This window comes from Barnesiella sp. WM24 (assembly GCF_004570975.1).
Lineage (GTDB): Bacteria > Bacteroidota > Bacteroidia > Bacteroidales > Muribaculaceae > Muribaculum.
Genome location: NZ_SPPC01000004.1, coordinates 238,024 through 260,241, shown reverse-complemented (window position 1 = coordinate 260,241; position 22,218 = coordinate 238,024). Strand labels below are relative to the sequence as shown.

Annotated in this window: 19 protein-coding genes and 2 pseudogenes; 19 read left to right on the top strand and 2 right to left on the bottom strand. The window is 49.9% G+C overall.

Going from position 1 to position 22,218, the window contains the following annotated elements:
• Nucleotides 1–122 precede the first annotated feature (122 nt).
• The 4 genes from E4T81_RS05950 to E4T81_RS16025 all read left to right on the top strand — a co-directional run bounded on the left by E4T81_RS05950 (nucleotide 123) and on the right by E4T81_RS16025 (nucleotide 5,947).
• A complete protein-coding gene (locus E4T81_RS05950) occupies nucleotides 123–683 on the top strand; it encodes an HdeD family acid-resistance protein (protein ID WP_135042353.1) in 561 nt (186 codons plus the stop codon).
• Nucleotides 684–1,036: 353 nt separating this feature from the next.
• The gene (locus E4T81_RS05945; protein ID WP_135042352.1) at nucleotides 1,037–2,128 is read left to right on the top strand and encodes a hypothetical protein; all 1,092 of its coding nucleotides are present in this window, start codon (nucleotides 1,037–1,039) and stop codon (nucleotides 2,126–2,128) included.
• Between the two features lie 49 nt (nucleotides 2,129–2,177).
• Entirely contained in the window at nucleotides 2,178–3,869 is a 1,692-nt protein-coding gene (locus E4T81_RS05940) for an OmpP1/FadL family transporter (RefSeq protein WP_135042351.1), read from the top strand.
• A 74-nt stretch (nucleotides 3,870–3,943) separates the two neighbouring features.
• Nucleotides 3,944–5,947: an AAA family ATPase gene (locus tag E4T81_RS16025; protein ID WP_135042350.1), complete on the top strand. Its 2,004-nt coding sequence runs from the start codon at nucleotides 3,944–3,946 to the stop codon at nucleotides 5,945–5,947.
• A gap of 63 nt (nucleotides 5,948–6,010) precedes the next feature.
• On the opposite strand, the gene purT is transcribed toward E4T81_RS16025, so the two are convergent.
• Nucleotides 6,011–7,201 carry a formate-dependent phosphoribosylglycinamide formyltransferase gene (gene purT / locus E4T81_RS05930; RefSeq protein WP_135042349.1) on the bottom strand — a complete coding sequence of 397 codons (1,191 nt, stop codon included), beginning with the start codon at nucleotides 7,199–7,201 and terminating at the stop codon, nucleotides 6,011–6,013.
• 107 nt (nucleotides 7,202–7,308) lie between these two features.
• A pseudogene (locus tag E4T81_RS05925) lies at nucleotides 7,309–8,202 on the bottom strand (pectinesterase family protein); the annotation flags it as partial.
• A gap of 189 nt (nucleotides 8,203–8,391) precedes the next feature.
• Here E4T81_RS05925 and E4T81_RS05920 point away from each other — a divergent pair.
• The 15 genes and pseudogenes from E4T81_RS05920 (at nucleotide 8,392) to E4T81_RS05855 (ending at nucleotide 22,158) form a co-directional block, all read left to right on the top strand.
• Nucleotides 8,392–8,790, top strand: a complete 399-nt coding sequence (locus tag E4T81_RS05920; RefSeq protein WP_135042347.1) for an FKBP-type peptidyl-prolyl cis-trans isomerase — start codon at nucleotides 8,392–8,394, stop codon at nucleotides 8,788–8,790.
• A 77-nt stretch (nucleotides 8,791–8,867) separates the two neighbouring features.
• A complete protein-coding gene (locus E4T81_RS05915; RefSeq protein WP_135042346.1) occupies nucleotides 8,868–9,413 on the top strand; it encodes a DUF1599 domain-containing protein in 546 nt (181 codons plus the stop codon).
• Nucleotides 9,406–10,662 carry a BT_3928 family protein gene (locus E4T81_RS05910; protein WP_135042345.1) on the top strand — a complete coding sequence of 419 codons (1,257 nt, stop codon included), beginning with the start codon at nucleotides 9,406–9,408 and terminating at the stop codon, nucleotides 10,660–10,662. The genes E4T81_RS05915 and E4T81_RS05910 overlap by 8 nt, the downstream gene beginning before the upstream one ends.
• A 188-nt stretch (nucleotides 10,663–10,850) precedes the next feature.
• Nucleotides 10,851–11,606: a triose-phosphate isomerase gene (gene tpiA, locus E4T81_RS05905; RefSeq protein WP_135042344.1), complete on the top strand. Its 756-nt coding sequence runs from the start codon at nucleotides 10,851–10,853 to the stop codon at nucleotides 11,604–11,606.
• 142 nt (nucleotides 11,607–11,748) lie between these two features.
• Nucleotides 11,749–12,234 carry an SPOR domain-containing protein gene (locus tag E4T81_RS05900; RefSeq protein ID WP_209308160.1) on the top strand — a complete coding sequence of 162 codons (486 nt, stop codon included), beginning with the start codon at nucleotides 11,749–11,751 and terminating at the stop codon, nucleotides 12,232–12,234.
• A gap of 2 nt (nucleotides 12,235–12,236) precedes the next feature.
• On the top strand, nucleotides 12,237–12,824 hold the full coding sequence (folE, locus tag E4T81_RS05895; RefSeq protein ID WP_135042342.1) for a GTP cyclohydrolase I FolE: 588 nt from the start codon (nucleotides 12,237–12,239) through the stop codon (nucleotides 12,822–12,824).
• 86 nt (nucleotides 12,825–12,910) lie between these two features.
• A pseudogene (gene ileS / locus E4T81_RS05890) lies at nucleotides 12,911–15,847 on the top strand (isoleucine--tRNA ligase); the annotation flags it as partial.
• The gene (locus E4T81_RS16075; RefSeq protein ID WP_371683034.1) at nucleotides 15,821–16,474 is read left to right on the top strand and encodes a DUF5915 domain-containing protein; all 654 of its coding nucleotides are present in this window, start codon (nucleotides 15,821–15,823) and stop codon (nucleotides 16,472–16,474) included. The pseudogene ileS and the gene E4T81_RS16075, both read left to right, overlap by 27 nt.
• A 23-nt stretch (nucleotides 16,475–16,497) precedes the next feature.
• Nucleotides 16,498–16,881: a TraR/DksA C4-type zinc finger protein gene (locus tag E4T81_RS05885; protein ID WP_135042340.1), complete on the top strand. Its 384-nt coding sequence runs from the start codon at nucleotides 16,498–16,500 to the stop codon at nucleotides 16,879–16,881.
• A 56-nt stretch (nucleotides 16,882–16,937) separates the two neighbouring features.
• Entirely contained in the window at nucleotides 16,938–17,582 is a 645-nt protein-coding gene (locus E4T81_RS05880; protein ID WP_135042339.1) for a lipoprotein signal peptidase, read from the top strand.
• Nucleotides 17,583–17,584: 2 nt separating this feature from the next.
• Nucleotides 17,585–18,385 carry a DUF4296 domain-containing protein gene (locus tag E4T81_RS05875; RefSeq protein WP_167761733.1) on the top strand — a complete coding sequence of 267 codons (801 nt, stop codon included), beginning with the start codon at nucleotides 17,585–17,587 and terminating at the stop codon, nucleotides 18,383–18,385.
• 7 nt (nucleotides 18,386–18,392) lie between these two features.
• Nucleotides 18,393–18,707 (top strand): hypothetical protein, encoded by a 315-nt coding sequence (locus E4T81_RS05870; RefSeq protein WP_135042337.1) that lies wholly within the window; start codon nucleotides 18,393–18,395, stop codon nucleotides 18,705–18,707.
• A 19-nt stretch (nucleotides 18,708–18,726) separates the two neighbouring features.
• Nucleotides 18,727–19,734 (top strand): glycosyltransferase family 2 protein, encoded by a 1,008-nt coding sequence (locus E4T81_RS05865; RefSeq protein WP_135042336.1) that lies wholly within the window; start codon nucleotides 18,727–18,729, stop codon nucleotides 19,732–19,734.
• A complete protein-coding gene (locus tag E4T81_RS05860; RefSeq protein WP_135042335.1) occupies nucleotides 19,709–21,187 on the top strand; it encodes an O-antigen translocase in 1,479 nt (492 codons plus the stop codon). Before E4T81_RS05865 ends, E4T81_RS05860 begins: the two co-directional genes overlap by 26 nt.
• Nucleotides 21,188–21,234: 47 nt before the next feature.
• Complete coding sequence (locus tag E4T81_RS05855; protein ID WP_135042334.1) at nucleotides 21,235–22,158, top strand: DMT family transporter; 924 nt, start codon at nucleotides 21,235–21,237, stop codon at nucleotides 22,156–22,158.
• The last annotated feature ends 60 nt before the right edge of the window (nucleotides 22,159–22,218 follow it).

Here is a 22,218-nt window from a genome sequence, read left to right as displayed (position 1 = left end):
TGTAGTGCAGTAGCCTCGCTGATGTTATCGGGCAATTACCGATTTCCGTTCAAAAAAATTTCAACAAATTAACTGATGTGTTGTTATATAATTAAAAGTATCAACTAAAATTTATTAGTGTTATGAATCTCACAAAATTTAACTTCTTGGGCTTCTCAAAGAGCTGGTGGCTCGTTCTGATAGCCGGTATTGTGATGGTGATATGCGGGTTTGCGTATTGGTTCTGGCCTGATGCGGGATATGCTATCGCATCTCAGATTTTTGGATGGGTATTGATTCTGTTTGGAATCGTGCAGTTGATTGTGGCTGCGGGCCCGCGTTATCCTAAAGGATGGGGATGGTGGATTGCCGGTGGCATGATTAACATGTTTATCGGATTCCTCTTGGTGAGAAGTATCATGCTGTCAGAGTTTGTGTTCCCTTATTTCCTTGCCTTGGTGTTCCTTTATTGGGGCATTTCTATGGTGATAGGCTCCTGCAACGGGCATAAGGGCAGATATTGGTGGCTCTATCTTGTCAATGGTATTCTGCTGATGCTCATCGGATTCTTCTTCCTTGAGGCAGGATGGGTACAGAATATGATGATGGTAAGCTTCCTTACTTCTCTTGCTTTCATTTACTGGGGATTTTCTATCTGTATGGTGGCTTACGACATAAAGCCTGCCGGACGGCTTGAAAAGTAGACTCACAATCCTGACATAAAATTTATATAGGAGGCGGACCCCCACGAGTCCGCCTCCATTTGTTGACGACGGTTGATGCGTTCCGCGCTGTTGCCGGGTGGTGATGTGTTAAAAAATCTTACCTGTTAAGTGAATATATCATAATATGTTGCCTGCTTACAAGAAATGATGTAATTTTATGTGTTATTGGATTAAACTATCTTTGATATTATATGTCCAATACAGAAAATATTTATAAGAATCTGTTTAAGCTTGATGCTGATTTTTAAGTCTCGCTTATCGCTTAAAAGTAAATGCCGGTTTTAAACAGTTTCAATGAGTTACTTATCATTAATTATTGAGGAACAAGTCTTATGTTGGCAAAGAAATTACTTTTATTGACCTCGCTTCTTACCGGCGGATTTATCATCTCTCATGCTCAGGGATTTAATGATGATGACATCTATTACAACCCGGCTAAGGACACAAAGGCAAAGCAGGAAATGGCTGATAAGGCTGCACGGAAGGCGGCGCAACAGGCGGCGCAATACAACAACTATGACCCTACTATCGGGGGGCATGATTTTTATGGAGCCGACGCATATCAGGTGGTCAGCAGCTCTACCCGCGATGTTGACGAATATAACAGGCGTGGCGCGTATGCCCCCGCCGACTCGTCGGCTGCGGTGGCTGAGGGCGATGACTTCACTTATACCCGAAGAATCGAGAAGTATCATAACGGTGACATTATAGCCGACATCAATGACCCGGAGCTTGTGGAGTACTACTACGCTTCGCAGCCTGATGTCAATATCATTATCAACGCTCCCGGCTATGGTTGGAATTATCCGTGGGGATACAATTATTATGCATGGAATTCTCCCTGGTACTGGAACAGTTGGGATTGGTACTGGGGTCCCTCATGGTCATGGGGCTGGGGCTATCCGGGCTGGGGCCCGTCCTGGTCATGGGGCTGGGGTTATCCCGGCTGGGGACCTGCATGGAGACCCGGATGGGGCTATCCCGGATGGGGGCCGTCATGGGCTTACAGTCCCGGATCGACTACAGGCAGACGTCCCGTCGGCATACGCAACGGCTACACCGGAGTAGGCAACAGTTCATTGCGTCCTTCCGGCAACAGGACTCCCGGCAGAGGCGGTGTCACTCATGAATCGCTTGGCAATTACCGTCCCGGCTCCTCGTCGTCAAGCCGCCCGTCATATAATAACAACCAGGGTGGTACATATCGTCCGTCCAATAACAGCGGTTCGCGCCCGTCCAACAATAATGGAAGCTGGGGCACAACCAGCGGAAACCGTGGCAATAACAACAGCCGTTATAACAACAATAATAATTATAACAGCAACCGCTCCTACTCGGCACCGAGCCACAGCTCTCCCTCTCGCGGTGGAGGATATTCCGGTGGCGGCGGTGGTGGCGGAAGCCATCGCGGAGGTCGTCGATGATTAGCCGGGGCTTAACGTTTAATGTAATTTACTATTTATTTATATGCCTATGAAAGTTATTTATAATACATTGACTCTCGCTGCTATAGGTGTTTCACCGTTGCTTGGCAACGCTCAGGCTGCAGTCGACCTATATAACCTCTCGCGTCCCGACATGCGAGGCACAGCACGCTTTATGTCTATGGGCGGTGCGTTTACAGCGCTTGGCGGTGACCTGTCATCGCTTAATCAGAATCCTGCGGGTATCGGCATTTACCGTAGCAGTGAGGTAGGATTTACGCTGAACCTTGATTTTCAGTCGTCGAAGGCGGAGGCTCAGGGCTTATCGTCAACCGACGACCAGACAAAGTTTTCATTCAATAACTTCGGCTACATAGGCACTATACGCCTTAACAGCGAGAGTTGCCCTACATTCTCGTGGGGTGCGTCTTATGCGAGGGTGCAGTCGTTTGACCGTGTGTTCCGTGGAGGCATCCGCAATCTTGGCGGTGCTTCGTTGAGCAACTATGTCGCAGCAATGACCAACAGCGAGGGATGGACGCCCGCCGACATGTTCCCGTCCAATGCCCCAAGCAATTATAACCCTTATATGGATTCCCAGGCTCCATGGCTGAGCATACTCTCTTATCAGGGCTATGCAATCAACGACACATATGATGAAGATGGTAATTTTACCGGTTTTCAGGGACTTATGGGCGACGACACATCCGGCTCCGCTTCGTTTCAGGTGAGAGAGAAGGGATATGTCGACGAATATTCAATCAATTTCGGCGGCAACATCTATAATACTGTCTACTGGGGTATAGGCTTCGGCATTACTGATATAAATTATACGCAGCAGGCATTTTATGAAGAGAATCTATCCGACGCATACATTGCAGCTGAGTCCAAGGCTGAAGAAGGGGCTTACGACATGGTGAGAGGCTCTGCCGACTATCGTCTGACCAATTATCTGAACTCCAACGGTACAGGTTTCAATGTTAAACTCGGAGTGATAGTGAAGCCTATAAATGAACTCAGGATCGGTTTTGCCGTTCACACTCCTACATGGTATCAGATGACCGACACCTATTGGGGTGCGCTTGGCTATGACTATCGTCCCGGCATGGGGCTTGATCCTGACGGCGTGTCGGTAGACTATGCTAACGGTTATCTCGATAACACGGGCGTGGCGCAGACCAATTATGGGGTGAGTGAATATACTGACTATAACATGCGTACACCCTGGCGCATGATGGTAGGTATCGCCGGAGTGATCGGCGGTCAGGGTATCCTGAGCATGGATTATGAATATCGTGGCACAAACATGCAGACATCGGGTGTAGACGGTTATGTCTATGAGGATGTAAAGGCTGATGTGAAGCAATACTTCAAGGGCACGAATATCGTGCGTCTTGGTGCTGAATACCGCGTGACCCCGCAGTTTAGTCTGCGTCTCGGCTATAGCTATGAATGGACAGGCGTGAAGCAGCAGGCGGCAAACGACGGTCTTAACATCTGGACTGCCGGAACTCTTCCGAGCTACATGTTTGATAATGATACACAGTATATCACCGCAGGTCTCGGTTACCGTTACGGCGGATTTTACGCCGACCTCGCCTATGTCAACAGGCGTCGTGAGTCGACATGGCATGCCTTCTCTCCGATAGTGGTTCAGGAGACTATTGACCAGGGCTCGCCTGCCGCAAAGGTTACCGACACCCGCAACCAGGTTGTGCTGAGTCTCGGATATAAATTCTAAGAAAATTTATTAACTTTGTACCTGAGGGGTGCTGTCACCGTGCAGTTGACGCGGCAGCACCCCTCGGGCAGTTTATGAAAAAGAAAGAGCAACAGGATATTGACCTTGACAACAAGGAGTTTCAGGATGCGTGGAAGCTGATACGCTTTACCCGTCAGTCGGTGTTTCTTACCGGAAAGGCGGGCACGGGCAAGTCGACTTTCCTACGGTATATATGTGCCAATACTCATAAGAAATATGTCGTGCTTGCTCCGACGGGCATTGCCGCCGTTAATGTCGGCGGGGTGACGATGCACTCCTTTTTCAAGATTCCGTTTAAGCCTATTCTTCCTGACGACCCGGAGTTTGATGCGCGCCATATTAAGTCGCGCATGAGATATTCCAAGTCGTTTGTCAACCTGCTTCGTGCGCTCGACCTTATCATAATCGATGAGATTTCCATGGTGCGTGCCGATGTTATAGACTTTGTTGACAAGATTTTGCGCACATATTCCGGCAACTGGCGCGAGCCGTTTGGCGGGAAGCAGATGCTTTTTGTCGGCGACCTGTTTCAGCTTGAGCCGGTAGTCACAGGCGACATGCGCGACATCCTGTCACGATTTTATCCTAATCCGTTTTTCTTCAGTGCGAAGGCTTTCTCTCGCATCAGGGTTGTCCCGATTGAACTCCGCAAGGTATATCGACAGAGCGACAGCGGTTTCGTAGAGATGCTTGACCGCATGAGATGCGGTTCGCCATCCGACCTTGATATAATGACACTCAACCGCAGGTTGGTCAAGCCCGGAGCCGACGATGACGGGCGCATGGTGATGACGCTTGCCACAAAAAGAAGCATGGTCGACCATATTAACGACGAGCGGCTTGAAGAACTTCCAGCCGCCGAGATTACATATACCGGTGAAATCAGCGGCGATTTCCCTGAAAACTCGCTACCTACGCTGAAGGAGCTGACTCTGAAGACCGGGGCTCAGGTAGTGTTTGTGCGCAACGATGTCGATAAACGCTGGGTCAACGGGACAATAGGTAAAGTCTATCTCGCTGACGATGATAAGCTTATGATACAGCTGGAAGATGAAAAGATTCACTGTGTCGAGCCGGTCGTGTGGAGCAACATAAAATATGAGTATGACGAGAGTAGCAATAAGGTGGTCGAGATTGTGCTTGGCTCTTTCACGCAATTTCCCGTCAGGCTCGCCTGGGCGCTGACTATCCATAAGAGCCAGGGTCTTACATTCAACGATGTCGTGATTGACCTTGGAAACGGCACTTTCAGCGGTGGACAGGCTTATGTGGCGCTCAGCCGGTGTCGCAGTCTTGACGGGCTGAGGCTTGCCGCCACGATTAACAAGCGTGATGTGTTCATCAATCCCGCTGTGGTAAATTTCAGCCGCTCGTTTAATGACACCCGTCTGATTGAGGACGCGCTTGAAAGAGCGAAAGCCGACGACCTTTACGCCAAGTCGCTTGACGCGTTTTGCCGTGACGACATTTCGGGCGCCTTTGATCTCTTTGTCGAGGCTATGCGCTCAAGGAGCGAGATTGACAATCAGCCTTTGATGCGTCTTGTGCGTCGTAAGATTAACAGTCTGTTAGTGTATAAGGCTGAAGCGGAGAGGCTTGCCGGTCAGGTAGCCGATGACAGGTCGCGTTTTCGTAAACTCGCGTCGGAATATCTGGATATGGCGCGCGAGTGCCGTAGCGAAGGCATGGATCCTGTACCTGTGTTTGCCAACTATGACAAGGCGATATCACTTTCGCCCGACTTTGCCGACCCGTGGCTTGAAAAGGGTACTCTGGCGGCTGAACTCGGAGATTTCGACGAGGCATTGTCATCGCTCACCAAGGCTCGTGAACTTGACCCGGGCAATGTGGCTCCACCTTACGAGCTTTCAAAGTTATGGCTTCAGCAGGGAGATTGCGTGCAGGCGCTCGACTGGGGGCTTATAGCGGTCAAGATAGATGAAGAGCGCTCCTCGACCCATCTTCTTCTCGCCGAGATATATAAACGAGCCGGAGAGGACAACGCTGCGGCTCATCACCGTGATATAGCCCGCAAGCTCCGTCGCCGTAAAAAGTGACGGGCCCTGAACCTCCTCTCTCTGAGGATTCAGGACCCGTGATAGCTTGTGAGTCAGCCAGGATTAGCGGGGAAGCACATTGGTCTTCAGCGCGTTGTAGGCTCTTTCTGCCTTTTCGCGGGCTGCGTCGACAGTCTCGTCGGTGGCAAGAATGACTCCCATGCGGCGGTGACCCTTGATTTCAGGCTTTCCGAATATCCTTATCTGTGTACCCGGCTCCTTTAGCACCTCTTCAAGATTGTCAAACTCCATCTTGTCTGTGTCGCCTTCCACTACTATTGCGCGTGACGCCGACGGCCCATAGAAGCGTATTGACGGAACGGGAAGTCCGAGAAGTGCGCGGGCATGCAATCCAAACTCGCTGAGATCCTGAGAAATCATTGTCACCATTCCGGTGTCGTGGGGGCGTGGTGATACCTCGCTGAATATCACGTCATCACCTTTTATAAACAGTTCCACGCCAAATATTCCATAACCGCCAAGCGCGTCGGTCACTTTCTTTGCTATTTCCTGAGCTTTCTGCAGCGCCGCTGTCGTCATAGGCTGCGGCTGCCATGAGTAACGGTAGTCACCGTCGACCTGTATGTGACCTATCGGCTCGCAATAAGTGGTGCCGCAGCAGCTGCGCACAGTCAGTAGAGTGATCTCGTAGTCGAAATCGACAAAACCTTCAACAATCACCCTTCCGGCGCCTGCGCGTCCGCCTTCCTGGGAGATTGCCCACGAACGCTCGATATCCTCAGGCTTGCGCGCCACACTCTGTCCATGACCTGAAGAACTCATGATAGGCTTGATTACGCAAGGCAGTCCTATCTCTTCGATGGCTTTCTTGAACTCGTCATAGTCCGATGCAAAGCGGTAGGGCGATGTCTTTACTCCAAGCTCCTCGGCGGCGAGGCGGCGTATTCCCTCGCGGTTCATGGTGAGCCACGCGGCTCTTGCTGTAGGAGTCACGTGGTAGCCCTCTTTTTCCAGCTCGCGAAGAGTGTCGGTCGCAATGGCTTCTACCTCGGGTATGATATGGTCGGGGCGCTCAAGCTCGATAATCTCGCGAAGAGCCTTTCCATCGAGCATGTTAAACACGTGGCTGCGGTGAGCTACCTGCATGGCGGGTGCATTGGCATAGCGGTCACATGCAATCACCTCGACTCCATAACGCTGAAGCTCGATTGCCACTTCCTTTCCTAATTCTCCACTACCCAGCAACAACGCTTTGCGTGCTATCGGGGTCATTACTGATCCAATCTTAGTCATATATCTGCTACTGTTGAAATTTCGGTTAATTAACTTTACAAAGTTATATAAAAGTGGCGGCAGCTACAAATTGCCCGCGCCATTTTTGCCGTTTACGACCGAAGAGGTCACTGTGCCGACAGCGGATTCCATCCGTCATCACCGGCAAGCACCTTCTCGATTTCATAGCGGCTTGCGTCGGTCAGCTGGCGGGAGTAGGGGACTCGTGCCGACGGGTTGGCACCGGCACCGGTGCTGTTGTATTCGGCATAATATGCCGTCTCTTTGTTTGACTCTTTACCCCAATGGTCCCATCCGGCTGCCGCGATATGTCCTCCGAGGTTACAGTTGATATACACTGCCTGGGCATATGGACGCCACGGGCGCGACAGATATACATTTTCGACACCATCAGCGCCCGTAAGGGTGCAGTCATGGAACACATAGCCGTAGGCAGCCCCTTCTTCGGTGGCGGGAGCCGTGACATATCCCTTCCCTTTGCTATGAATGGTGCAGCGGTTAAATACGGCAGTTGACTTGCCGAATATAAAGTCGACAGTGCCCTCTATGTAGCAGTCTTCATAATACTGGCGCGAGGGGACCCCATAAGTGTAGAGTGTGTCCTGGCAGCCAAGGAAACGGCAATTGCGGAATACGGCCCTGTCTCCGCTGACAAAACACGCCACTGCCTGACCTACTGCGCCTGAAGAATTTTCAAACGTGAGATTCTCGGCGATGAAGTCGGGCGCATATATATAGCATGACGCCGAGCCCGATGTTGACTTCTCGTCGCCGAAGCGGTTGAGCTTGGACGCATAGTCGTCATACGTTATAACCGCGCCATCCTCGCCTGTCATAGTGAGGTTGATTTTACACGGTGCGATGATAAGTTTTTCCTTGTACACGCCTTTTTTAATAAAGATTGTCGTACGTGCTTTTTTTCTGAAGTCGGGCACAGAATTTATTGCTTCCTGTATGGTTGTAAAGTCGCCTGAGCCGTCCTGTGCGACCGTGATGTCATATTTTACTTCTTCCGCCGCTGTCGCGGAACCCATCGCCAATAGAAGGCTGATAACAAAAATTACTGTAGATTTCATCGTGATATTAGTTTATTCACTTCAAAATTATAAAATATTTCAACCGCAGGCAAATCCGGCATGATTATATTGCCAAAACTCTTAACTTTGCAATGTCGTTTAATGTAAAAAATCATGGCAAAACAGGAATATGTGCTTAAAAACCGCGAATGGCTTCAGGCTAAATCGCAGGAACCCGGTGTAATGTCGCTTGACAAGGGTATTTTGTATAAGGTGCTGTCCAAGGGCAGGAGTGACGCTCCGGTGCCTTCGAGAAACAGCGTGGTAGTGGTGCATTATACCGGAAAGACAATCAATGGCAAGACTTTTGACAGCAGCCGTGGCGGCACACCGCTTGCCATGCGTCTGCGCGACTTGATTCAAGGTTGGATTATCGCTCTTCAGCAGATGCACGTCGGCGACCGCTGGGAGGTCTACATTCCTGCCGAGATGGGATATGGGAAGATGTCGCAGCCCGGCATTCCCGGAGGCTCGACGCTGGTGTTTGAAATAGAGCTTATCGGTATTGCATGATTGTAATTATGACTTATTTACCGATAATTGCTACATTTGCATGTAATAGATTAATTTTTTAGAATAACTGACTTTTTATGGCTGATACGATAGCACAGTTTGACCTTGCTCTTTCTCGATGCAGGGATATATTTGTGAAAAAGCTCACTGATTACGGTGCCGCATGGCGCATTATGCGTCCTGAGTCGGTCACTGACCAGATTTTTATAAAGGCGACGCGCATACGCTCGCTTGAGACAAAGAAAGTGTCAAAGGTGGGTGAGGGCATTCTGCCCGAATTTATCGCGATTGTCAATTATGGCATAATCGGGCTGATTCAGCTTGAGCTTGGATTCAGCGACACTGAAGACATCACCGCCTCGCGTGCAATCGAGCTTTACGACAAGCATATCGCCGCTACCCGCGAGCTGATGATTCGCAAAAATCATGACTACGACGAGGCCTGGCGAGGAATGCGTGTCCACTCTTACACCGATATAATATTGCAGAAGCTGATGAGGACAAAGCAGATTGAGGATAATGCCGGGGTCACCATTGTGTCTGAAGGAATAGATGCCAATTATCAGGACATGATAAACTACTCCGTGTTTGCTATCATAAAGCTTACAGAAAGCGATGACTGACTTTTTCTGTCGCCACCGTAAGGCGATTGTCTGGGTATGCCGTCTGCTCGTCGGAGCTACATTTATCTTCTCCGGTCTGACGAAGATGATTGATGTATGGGGCTTTATATATAAGATCGAGCAGTATCTCGCGGTGTGGGACATGCCGCAGCCACGTTCGCTTGTGCTTGCCGTAGCAATGGGGCTGTCGGGCGCCGAGTTCATGCTTGGCTGTTTCATGGCTACAGGATGCTATAAGCGCACAGCCGCGTGGCTTATGACGCTTATAATGCTTGGCATGCTGCCGCTTACACTCTATATCCTTATTGCCGACCCTGTCAGCGACTGCGGATGTTTCGGCGATTTCCTTATCATCTCCAATCTCGCCACTTTCCTGAAAAATGTGGCGTTGATGATAATGCTCGTTTATCTCCTCTTTAACAATCATAAGGTCGACGGACTCTTTACATCCTATTCCCAGTGGCTTGTGGCGTTTGTGTCATTCCTTTATATCATTTCCATCGGGCTTTTCGGCTACCATGTGCAGCCGCTTGTCGACTTCCGCCCCTACAAAGTAGGCACGACGTTGCTTGCGGGTGATGGCTCAGGCGATGCCGATGAGGAGAAGTTCACCTTTGTCTATGAGAAAGACGGGGTGCAGAAAGAGTTTGGCGAAGACGAGCTTCCTGACAGCACATGGAGTTTTGTTGACCGCAGGCTTGTGGAAGGCACCGCCGGAGATGAGCGTGCATTTGCCGTGTTTGACGGCGATGAGGATGTGACTGCCGACGTGCTTGCGCCCGACAGCATTCATGTGTTGCTTCTCATCCCGGGGCTTGAGGATATTGATGTGTCGTCGACCTATCTTATAAATGAGATGAACCGTTATGTGAACTCTCGGGGTGGCAGGATGACAGGCATAATCGGGGCTGACGATGACGGAATAGACTTCTGGCGTGACATCACGATGGCGTCCTACGGGCTTTATTCAGCCGAAGACACTGCTATCAAGGAGCTTGCCCGCGGAAATGTCGCGGTCGTGTATCTGAAGAATGGGGTGATAGTCTGGAAACGCTCTCTTAACTCTATTGACAGTGACACATTCGCTTCCCCCGACGACTACACCCTTGACCGTCTCGCCTATTCAGGAATGGGCTATTTCTGGCTGCTTACATTCCTGTTTGTCGGTGTGGAACTATTCCTGTGGGGTGTTGACAGAAGCGGAAGGGCGGTTAAACTACATTTAACACGCAGGAATCGAAAAAAATGACTATATTTGTAGCCTCTTAAATAATTCGCAAAAGTTGACCGCCTGATAAATCATCGGCTGTTTTTGCTGATTTTTTTAAGGATTGTTTATAACCAAAATGATTCAATAGGTAATAGGTAAAAAAAATAAGGCGTTATTCTGTTACTTATGTCGTTTGACTTATACTACTTACTTAATTTATATTGAAGATGAGAAAGAAAATTGTAGCCGGTAACTGGAAAATGAACACTACTCTCCAGGAAGGCGTGGCTCTTGCCAAGGAAGTCAATGAAGCTTTGAAGGGTGCTGAACCCAAGTGTGATGTCGTAATCGCTGTCCCCTTTACCCATCTTGCTTCAATCAACGCTGTTATCGATCAGAACAAGCTTGGTCTTGGCGCTGAAAACTGTGCCGACCACAAGTCAGGCGCTTACACCGGTGAGGTGTCGGCTCCTATGGTAGCTTCTACCGGCGCTACTTATGTAATCCTCGGACACTCTGAGCGTCGCCAGTATTACGGTGAAACTTCTGAAATACTTAAAGAAAAAGTGGCTCTTGCCCTTGAAAACAAGCTCACCCCGATTTTCTGTATCGGTGAAGTGCTTGAAGAGCGCGAAAACGGCACTTATAACGATGTAGTTAAAAAGCAGATTGAAGAAGCTCTCTTCAACCTCTCTGCTGAAGACTTCGGCAAGATTATTCTTGCCTACGAGCCGGTTTGGGCTATCGGTACAGGAAAGACTGCTACCGACGATCAGGCTGAAGACATGCACGCGTTTATCCGCGGCGTGATTGCTGACCGTTACGGCAAGGAAGTGGCTGAAAACACTTCTATCCTCTATGGTGGCAGCTGCAAGCCCTCTAATGCTCCCCAGCTTTTCGCAAAGCCCGATGTTGACGGTGGTCTTATCGGCGGTGCTTCTCTTGACGCTGAGTCATTTATGGGTATTGTCAACGCATTCTGATAATACGGTTGACCGACATTATAGGCGGGGACGTCACTCTTTTGGTGAGTCCCCGCTTCTGTTTTTATACTATTGCACAGGTTGATATTTTTGTCTACCTTTGCGGAAATTTCAGTTACGTAACAATAAATTCTCTGCATAAGTGGAACTACGTCGATATATTACAATAATGGCTATGGTTGCCGTGGCGCTCTTTTCCCGCGCACAGTCGGCCGCTGAGCCGGATAGCCGGCCGCTGATTACAAGTCATATAGCGGAGGGCGGAAATGTGATTGTCGAGATGCCCGATGCTCTTCTTGAACGCATCAGGTATGTCGCTGAAAAGGAAAAGGAAGAGGACGTAAAGCCTGTCACCGGAAAGATGGGTGGCTATCGCATACAGGTGTTTTCCGACAACAATGCCCGTACTGCAAAGTCGGAGGCGCGTACACGTGCGCGTAATATCAGCGCACAGTTCCCCCAATATCCTACATATGTGGTTTATAGCTCCCCTTACTGGCGACTGCGTGTCGGAAATTTCCGCACTCAGGAAGAGGCTAATCAGGCTGCCCATGAGCTGAAAGAGGCATTCCCGCGCTATAGCCGGGAGATAAGGGTGGTGCGCGACCGCGTGGTTATTACTGAGTAGAAATGACGGTGACAATGGAACAGGAACAGGTAATCGCCGAGATTGCATCACATTACGAGAGTATCATACGCCTGCTTGGCGATAATCCTGCGCGCCCGGGGCTTGAAAAGACTCCTGTGCGTGCAGCAAAGGCTCTGTATTACGCTACTCAGGGCTACAGGCAGGATGCCGCCGAAATAATGAAGTCGGCGATATTTGATTATGCAGGCTCGCGCATGGTCATTGTAAAAGATATCGAGTTTTACTCTTTTTGCGAGCATCATATCCTGCCTTTCTTCGGAAAAGTTTCTGTCGGCTACATTCCCGATGGAGAGATGGTGGGGCTTTCCAAGCTTGCGCGTGTCGTCAACGTTCACGCCCGCAGGCTTCAGGTTCAGGAGCGGCTTACGGCCGAGATATGTGCCACAGTGGATTCATCTTTGAAAAACAAGGGAGTCATCGTGGCTTGCAACGCGCAGCATCTGTGCATGAAGATGCGCGGTGTCGAAAAGCAGGAGTCAAGCACGACTTCTATTGAATATACCGGACAATTTGCCTACAATCCCGCTCTGCGCGAGGAGTTTTTCCGTCTGCTCACTGATGTGAGATGATTTCTTTGGGTATTTGTGCCTTATTTCTGACTAATTTGTTGTAACTTTGCAAAAATTTTTTAAGTACGACAAATCCAGTCATTGAAATGAAAAAGAAATTTAACGAGTACGATAAATTCAATCTTTCCCAGATAAACCGGGAGGTGCTTCAGCGCTGGAACGCTGACAACCTTTTTGAGCAGAGCATGAAGGTGCGCGAGGGCGCTCCGTCATTCGTGTTTTATGAGGGTCCCCCTTCGGCAAACGGTATGCCGGGTATCCATCATGTGATGGCTCGTACGATTAAGGACATATTCTGCCGTTACAAGACGATGAAAGGTTTTCATGTCAAGCGTAAGGCGGGATGGGACACCCACGGACTTCCCGTGGAGCTTGGCGTGGAGAAGGCGCTCGGCATTACCAAGGAAGATATCGGAAAGAAAATTTCAGTCGATGACTATAACGCGGCTTGTCGCCGCGAGGTGATGAAGTACACCCGCGAGTGGGAAAACCTTACCAACTCTATGGGCTATTGGGTCGACATGAACGATCCCTATATCACTTACGACAACCGTTATATCGAGTCAGTGTGGTGGCTGCTGAGCCGCCTTCATCAAAAAGGCTATCTGTATAAAGGATATACCATACAGCCTTATTCGCCTGCCGCCGGTACGGGATTGAGTACTCATGAACTTAACCAGCCGGGATGTTACCGCGACGTCAAGGACACTACCGTGACAGCCATGTTTAAGGTCGTGGCTCCTTTCCCCGAGATGGAAGGATGGGGTGAGCCTTGCTTCCTTGCTTGGACCACCACCCCCTGGACATTGCCCTCCAACACTGCGTTGTGTGTAGGCCCGAAGTATGAGTATGTTGCAGTGCGCACTTACAATCCTTACACAGCTGAAAAGATTACGGCGATTCTTGCAAAGGATCGCTTGAACGCATATCTTAAACCGGAAGGTGCCGATCTCCCTCTCGACGACTATAAGCCCGGTGACAAAGTTGTGCCTTATCGCATTGTGGCTACATATACCGGCAATGACCTTGTGGGCATGAAATACAAGCAGCTTATGCCATGGGTGAAGCCGTGTGAGAAGCTGACTCCTTCATCGCCCGGTTTTGTCACCGATTATGCGGCTGCTGAACCGGAAAAGGTGTTTGAGGTTGGAAACGACAGATTTGTCGAGCTTGCCGACGAGGCGTTCCGCGTGATTCCGGGTGATTATGTGACCACCGACGATGGTACCGGTATCGTGCATATCGCGCCTACATTCGGTGCCGATGACGCCCGCGTGGCGAAGGCTGCCGGAATCCCCTCTCTGTTCATAATCAACACCAAGGGAGAGACTCGCCCGATGGTCGACCTCACCGGTAAATACTACACTGTCGACGAGTGTGCGCCCGCGTTTGTGAAGGCATGTGTCAATCTGCCTCTCTATGAGCGTCACGCAGGCGATTACGTGAAAAATGCCTACGACCCGAAGTTTAATGTCGATGGTCGATATGACGAGAAGGCTGCTGAAAAGAGCGAGGACCTGAATGTGGTGATCGCGCTCGAGATGAAGCAGGCGGGCGAGGCGTTCAGAATTGAAAAGCATGTCCATAATTATCCCCATTGCTGGCGCACAGACAAGCCGGTGCTGTATTATCCGCTTGACAGCTGGTTTATCCGCACTACTGCCGCCCGTGAAAGCCTGATGGAGAAAAACGAGACTATAAAGTGGAAACCGCAGTCAACCGGTACAGGCCGATTCGGAAAATGGCTTGAGAATCTTCAGGACTGGAATCTGTCGCGTAGCCGTTACTGGGGAACTCCGCTCCCGATATGGCGCACTGACGATGGCAGCGAGGAACTCTGCATCGACAGCGTGGAGACCCTTTATAATGAGATAGAGAAGTCGGTGGCTGCCGGTGTAATGACATCCAATCCCTATAAGGATAAAGGATTTATCCCCGGCGACTATTCAAAGGCGAATTATGAAAAAATCGACCTTCACCGTCCCTATGTCGATGACATAGTTCTTGTCTCGTCTACAGGCGCTCCTATGCATCGCGAGCTTGACCTGATTGATGTGTGGTTTGACTCCGGTGCGATGCCCTATGCACAGATTCATTATCCTTTTGAAAATAAAGAAGGCCTTGACTCCGGAGAGCTGTATCCCGCCGATTTTATTGCCGAGGGTGTCGATCAGACCCGTGGCTGGTTCTTCACGCTTCATGCGATAGCCGGCATGGTATTTGACTCGGTCGCTTACAAGGCGGTGATTTCCAATGGTCTTGTGCTTGACCGCTTTGGCAATAAGATGTCCAAGCGTCTCGGCAATGCCGTCAATCCCTTTGAGGCTATCGAGGAGTTTGGCTCCGACCCGCTCCGCTGGTACATGATTGCCAACTCTTCTCCATGGGATAACCTGAAATATGACCCGGAAGGCGTTAAGGAGACTTCCCGCAAGCTCTTCGCTACGCTTTACAATACATACTCATTCTTCGCGCTTTATGCCAATGTCGACGGCTTTGACAACTCAGAGCCTCAGGTGCCGTTGAATGAGCGTCCCGAGATTGACCGATGGATACTCTCCCTCCTTAACACTCTTATACGCGAGGTTGAAGAGTCGCTTGACGACTATGAGCCTACCAAGGCGGCGCGTGCCATAAATGATTTTGTAAATGACAATCTCAGCAACTGGTATGTTCGTCTTAACCGTAAGCGTTTCTGGGGCGGGGAGATGGACAAGGACAAGCTTGCCGCTTATCAGACACTCTATACTTGTCTTGAGACTGTCGCTCTTCTTATGGCGCCTGTTTCGCCTTTCTTTGCCGACCGCCTGTACACTGATTTGCGCTCGGCGACCGTGGGCGACACTACTTCCGTTCATCTTGCACTTTTCCCTGTCGCCGGAGATAGCGACAAGGAGCTTGAGGAGCGCATGAAACTCGCACAGGACATCACCTCAATGGTGCTCGCGCTGCGCCGCAAGGTTAACATTAAGGTGCGCCAGCCGTTGGGCACCCTTATGATACCCGTCCTCGATGACCGCCAGAAAGCTATGGTAGAGTCAATGGCCGACCTTATACTTGGCGAGGTAAATGTCAAGGCTATCAAGTTTGTCGGCAATGACGAGGGTGTGCTTGTGAAACGTGTGAAACCCGACTTCAAGAAGCTTGGACCGAAGTATGGCAAGATTATGAAAGCGCTTGCCGCAAAGGTTGCCGCTATGGAGCAGGCTGACATCCTGAAGCTTGAGCGCGACGGAAGCTTTACCTTTGATGTCGATGGTGTCGAGGCTGTTGTCGACCTTGCCGATGTGGAAGTCATCTCTGAAGATATTCCCGGATGGCAGGTGGCTAACGAAGGCAACATCACCGTTGCGCTTGACATAACGATTACCGACGACCTTCGCCGTGAAGGTATCGCGCGTGACATCGTTAACCGTGTCCAGAACATACGTAAGGGCAGGGGCTACGATATTGTCGACAAGATTGAGCTTGTCTTTGAGCCCGGCGCCGCTACCGATGACGCGGTTAAGGCTTATAGCGACTACATAGCCCGTCAGGTGCTTGCAGTCTCTGTTGACGTGGCTCCTCTTGATGCCGCCGACTCTGACGTGGAGGTGCTTGACCTTGACGGCATTGAGCTGAAGACACGTATTAGACTTTCTAATTCTTGACATATAACCTAAATAGTACTGTTATGAGTGAAAAGACACGTTACACTGATGAAGAGCTTCAGGAGTTCAAGGAATTGATACTCCGTAAACTTGATAAGGCACAGCGCGATTACGAGTTGCTGAAAGCTAATGTGACAAATAGTGATGGAAATGATACTGCCGACACTTCTCCTACATTCAAGGTGCTTGAAGAGGGAGCGAGCACTCTCGGCAAGGAAGAGGCCGGTCAGCTTGCACAGCGACAGATGAAGTTTATCCAGCATCTGCAGGCGGCGCTTGTAAGAATTGAAAACAAGACTTACGGTATCTGTCGCCAGACCGGTAAACTCATTCCCCGCGAGAGACTTCTCGCCGTGCCTCACGCCACTTTGAGTGTGGAGGCTAAGGAGAGTGGCAAGAAAAAATAAATACATTTGTCATTGGCGGTCATCCGGCCGCCAAAAACTTATTAACCGAGCAATAAATGAAATTGTCCCGAGGCTGGATTGCCACTATTATAATTATCGGAGTCCTTATTATAGACCAGGCTGTGAAAATATGGGTTAAGACCCACATGTTTCTCGGTCAGGAATTTGTGATAGCTGACTGGTTCAGGATATATTTTATCGAAAACAACGGCATGGCGTTTGGCATGGAGCTGGGAAGCAAATTGTTTCTCTCCCTGTTCCGCATTGTCGCGGTTGGATTGCTCATATATTATATATGCCGCATCAGACGCCGCACTGACATCAAGATGGGTTACATCGTCTGTTGTGCCCTGATTACTGCCGGTGCGGCGGGCAATATAATCGACTCCGTGTTTTATGGCGTGATTTTCAACGACCCTTATCCTCCTGAAGTGGCTATGATGTTTCCTCCGGAGGGCGGATATGCCCCTGTGTTCTACGGTCGTGTGGTAGACATGCTGTATTTCCCTCTGTTCAGCTTTTATTGGCCTGACTGGGTGCCCTTTGTCGGCGGTGAATATTTCCTCTTTTTCCAGCCGATATTCAATATTGCCGATGCGGCGATTACTGTGGGCATTCTTGTGCTGATTATTTTCTATTCCAAATATCTGTCTATGCCCGGCAAAGAGAGCGCGGACTCTCTTCCGGAAGAGAATAAATGATTATGAGACGTCTCCTTGCCGCCCCGCTGGGCTGTGTCTTGTCGGTCATGTTGTTTTCCGCCTGCGACCGCACACCCGACTATGTTATTAAACCTGATGACATGGCTGCACTACTTGTCGACATTCATAAGGGTGAGGGTGTGGTCGACCTGAATACGGCGGCTTACAGGAGTGATTCGGCAAGAAAGGTATTGAAGCAGTCGATTTACATGCGACATGGCGTGACGGCGGAGCAGGTCGACACTTCTCTCGTGTGGTATGGTCATAATATCGAGAAATACATCGAGGTTTATGACAAGGTAATCGATGAGCTGGAAAAGGAGCTGAAGGATGCCGATGTGGCAGCGTCGGGAGAGAAGATTCAGCTTGCCGTAGTCGGTGACTCGGTCGATGCCTGGAATGATACACGCTACAGGAGGTTTGCCTACGGATATCCTGCCGACAATCTGAAGTTTTCTTTCCGCCGTGATGAAAACTGGGAGGAGGGTGATGTCTATACCTGGCGCATGTTTGTCGCCAATCGACTTTCTCCAATGAAAGTCACTATCGGAGCTGATTATAATGACGGCACGACTGATTACGTGACTACGACCGTGACATCCGACGGATGGAATGAACTTAAATTGCAGTCTGACACGGCCCGTTCTCTGCGCTATGTATATGGATTCATGGAGATGACTCCAAAAAGAGGGGAGATTGCCTATGTCGACAGCATAACCCTGACGCGCACACGCTTTAATCCCGATGTCTACAACCGTAGCGGCGTAAAGCATTATTCCAACGGAAAAAAGGAGAAAAATTAGCGGGGTTATGGTGAGGTATCTTGCCCATGCGGTGATTCATGCCGGAAAAGTGTTCCGTCAGTCTATTGTGCAGCTTGATGGCGATGCGGTGGCTGTAACGCGCTTTGACGGAGAGATACATTCCACGGTGTTTGTATCGGGTATAATTGTCGTCGTTCCGGAAGAGCGTGTAACTACCGTCAATGTGGATCAGATGAAGCGTATCATGGGACGCGCCGCGCTCGTAGAGCAGGCTATTAAGCGCGTGGCTCATTATGCCGAAGCGCGCGGTCTTGCTGTTGCTCCCGGTGAGAAGCCCTCTCTTGTGATTCTCCAGCGTTAATATTAGATAGCAGCGGATTATGAGCATAAACGACAGCACTGTTGGCAACCGGGTCTTTTTTTCGGTAGTTATGCCTGCCTATAATGCAGAGGCATATATAAGGCAGGCCGTGGAGAGCGTGATTGCCCAGACTTTTACCGATTGGGAGCTTGTCGTTGTCGATGACTGTTCGGCCGACTCCACGCCGGATATTGTTGAAGAGCTTGCTCTCATGGATGCCCGTATAAAATTGAGTCGGCTTGACAGGAATAGCGGTAATGCCTATAAGCCGAGAATGAGGGCGATTCTGTCATCTGAAGGTCGATATGTCGTTACTCTTGATGCCGATGATTATCTTGAAGCGGATTTTCTTGAGAAGATGCACCGTCGCATTTCTGTGACCGGTGCTGATGCCGTCTTTTGTCATCTTGATTTTGGCGACAGGGTGTTGCCTCATGAGAGTGTGGATACATCGGCTATATACGCCGGGCGTGATTTGCCGCGTCTCACTCTGTGTGGATGGAAAATTGCGCCTAACGGTGCCGTGAAGCGTGAATTGTATCTCCGTGCCTTTGAAGAGCCGCGCTCCGGCTTGACCGGGATGAATGCCGATGAACTGTTGTCGCGAGAGCTGATGATTATGGCTGATAAGGTGACATTCTGTGACGCTGTGTATCATTACAGGTATGTAGCCGATTCAGTTTCTAAAAAGGTGTCATTTCATAAATTTGAGATGCTGCTGACTGATGTCGCCTTGAAGCGCCTCATATATGACTGTTACCCTGCCGGTAGTGAAGAGCGGTCATTGGTGGATCTGCATCTTTTTTGTGATATTGCAGGCTTGATGACATTCTGGACTATGCACGCCGGGGAGCTTGCGCCTCATTATGACCATATATACAGGATGATGACGGAGGCTCGTGAGGCAGTCGATTGGAAAAGTATACATGATAAGGTGTCGCGAGCCAAGTATTGGCTGCTCCGCGCGGGTGTGACGCCCTATCGTTTTGTTTCATTGGTTAATGGCTGGATTAAAGGAAGAAAATAGTTACAGGAATATTCTGAAGGGCACTTCTGTATTTGGCGGGGTGCAGGTGTTTCAGATTCTTCTCGCTTTGGTGAGAGGCAAGTTTGTTGCGTTGCTTCTCGGACCTGCCGGTATGGGTGTCGCCTCGCTTTATACGACAGCGGCTAATACTTTACAGCAGTTTGCGTCGCTTGGGCTGAATCTTGCGATAGTGAAAGAGGTTGCCGCCGGAAAAGATGACCGTTCGCGGCTTTCTGTGACATTTGCCGTAGCGCGTCGTCTTATTCTTGTCAGCGGTCTGACTGGTGCGGTTGTGTGTCTGTTGCTGTCTCCGCTCCTTAGCCGCTGGACATTCGGTGACTCGTCTCATACATTCGGCTTCATGCTGCTTTCGGTTATGGTGTTTTTTGCCATCGCCTCGGCGGGGGAGATGTCGCTTTTGCAGGGATTGCATGTGGTTAAGCGCCTTTCCAAGGCGTCAATTGTGGGCGGTGTTACGGGGCTTTTTGTCGGGGTGCCTCTTTATTACTTTTGGGGTACGGCTGGAATTGTCCCGGCAATGATAGCGCTGTCGTTTACTATGTTTGTCTTTTATTACCGCTCGGTAAAGAAGAGTGTCGACATTGATAGAGTGAGGTTTGTGTGGCGTGAACACCGTCCCCTTGTCACCCGTCTGGTGGGCCTGGGCGTGGTCTTGATGGTAAGCTCTCTGATAGGAACCTTCACCAACTATCTTATAAATCTCTTTGTGCGTTATTTCGGCTCAGTGGACAGTGTCGGTCTTTATCAGGCTGCTAATTCGGTCACTAATCAGTATGTCGGTGTGGTGTTTACAGCGATGTCGCTTGATTTTTTCCCGAGACTTACGGCGATTGCGTCTGACAACGTGAAGATGCGCGAGGTTGTCAATCGCCAGACCGAGGTCGTGAGTCTGTTGCTTACGCCTCTTGTCGTAGGGTTGATTCTTACGGCGCCGGTTATTATACGTCTGCTGCTCACCGGGTCTTTTATGGAGATTATGCCGCTTATGCGCTGGATGGGATTTGGAATTCTTCTGCGCGGACTCAATTATCCTATGGGCTACATTGCTTTTGCCAAAGACAATAAACGACTTTTCTTCTGGATGGAAGGCGTGTTTGGCAATCTGCTCAACCTCTTGTTGAGCTGTGCGGGATATTATATGTTCGGACTGATAGGGCTTGGTGTGAGTCTGGTCGTTAGCGCCACAGTGACATATGTCTTGTATTATGTGATAAACAGTCGCATGTATGGCTATGGCTATGACCGTTCGACGCTTGTCAGTGCGCTCTATTCCGTCGGGTGTGGCGGAGCGGCTTTTGCATGCTCGTTTATATCCGATTCGCCGGTGTCTTACTGTTCCATGGGTGCTATATTTGTGGCTGTATGCGTCGTGTCTCTGATTAGAATAAAAAAGCTGAGCGGCTTGCATAAAAAGCAGCCTGATATTGATTGACTTTATAGGCTTTTTCCTGAAGGTTTCATGAAAATTGGTTCTTGTTTATGAATGTAAAAAAGATAAAGGGCTATGCGCTCGGTTTTATAGCCGCGGCTACCTATGGATTGAATCCGCTGTTTGCGTTGCCGTTGATGGATGACGGCATGGACACGTCGTCAATTTTGTTTTTCCGTTATCTCCTTGCTTTGCCGGTCATGGCTGCGATGATAGTCGTGAGAGGAAAGTCATTCAAGGTCTCGCGCAGGCAGCTGGGGTTGCTTGCGGTGTTCGGGCTGCTTGTCGGGCTGTCATCGGTGACGCTGTTTGAGTCCTACCGCTATATGGATGCGGGGATTGCCTCGACACTGCTGTTTGTCTATCCGCTTATGGTGGCTCTGATTATGGCGGCTATGTTTCATGAACGTGTCACGCCGGTCACTGTATTGTGTCTCGCCACGGCACTTGTCGGCATCGGGCTGCTTTACAAGGGGGAGGATGGTGCGGTACTCAGTGTGACCGGCACCCTGCTTGTGATGCTCTCTGCTTTGTCTTATGCTATTTATATCGTCGGAGTCAACAAGTCGCAGCTTTCAAGGGTGCCTACATTGACTGTGACTTTTTATGTGCTGCTGTTTGGATTGCTGATATTTGTAGGCGACATTGTGTTGAAGCAGCATGTCACCATTCCGGCAGGGGTGGCTCAATGGGGACGTGTCGGCGCTTTGGCATTGCTCCCTACTGCAGTCTCCTTCCTTTGCACCACGCTCGCCATTACCTATATCGGGTCGACGCCTACGGCTATACTCGGTGCAATGGAGCCGCTTACGGCTGTGGTGGTAGGTGTGGTTGTGTTCCATGAGACACTAACACCCCGTATCTTAGTTGGTCTAGTGTTGATTATCATAGCGGTGTCGCTCGTTGTTGTCGGCGGTAAAATCTCTGTTCATCTTACAGCGATAAGGCGTCTGTTCCCGCGTCACCGCCGTTGACGCTGTTGCATGCCGGAAAATGGAAACCCCATATGGCGTATCTTTGTAAACGTGCCATAT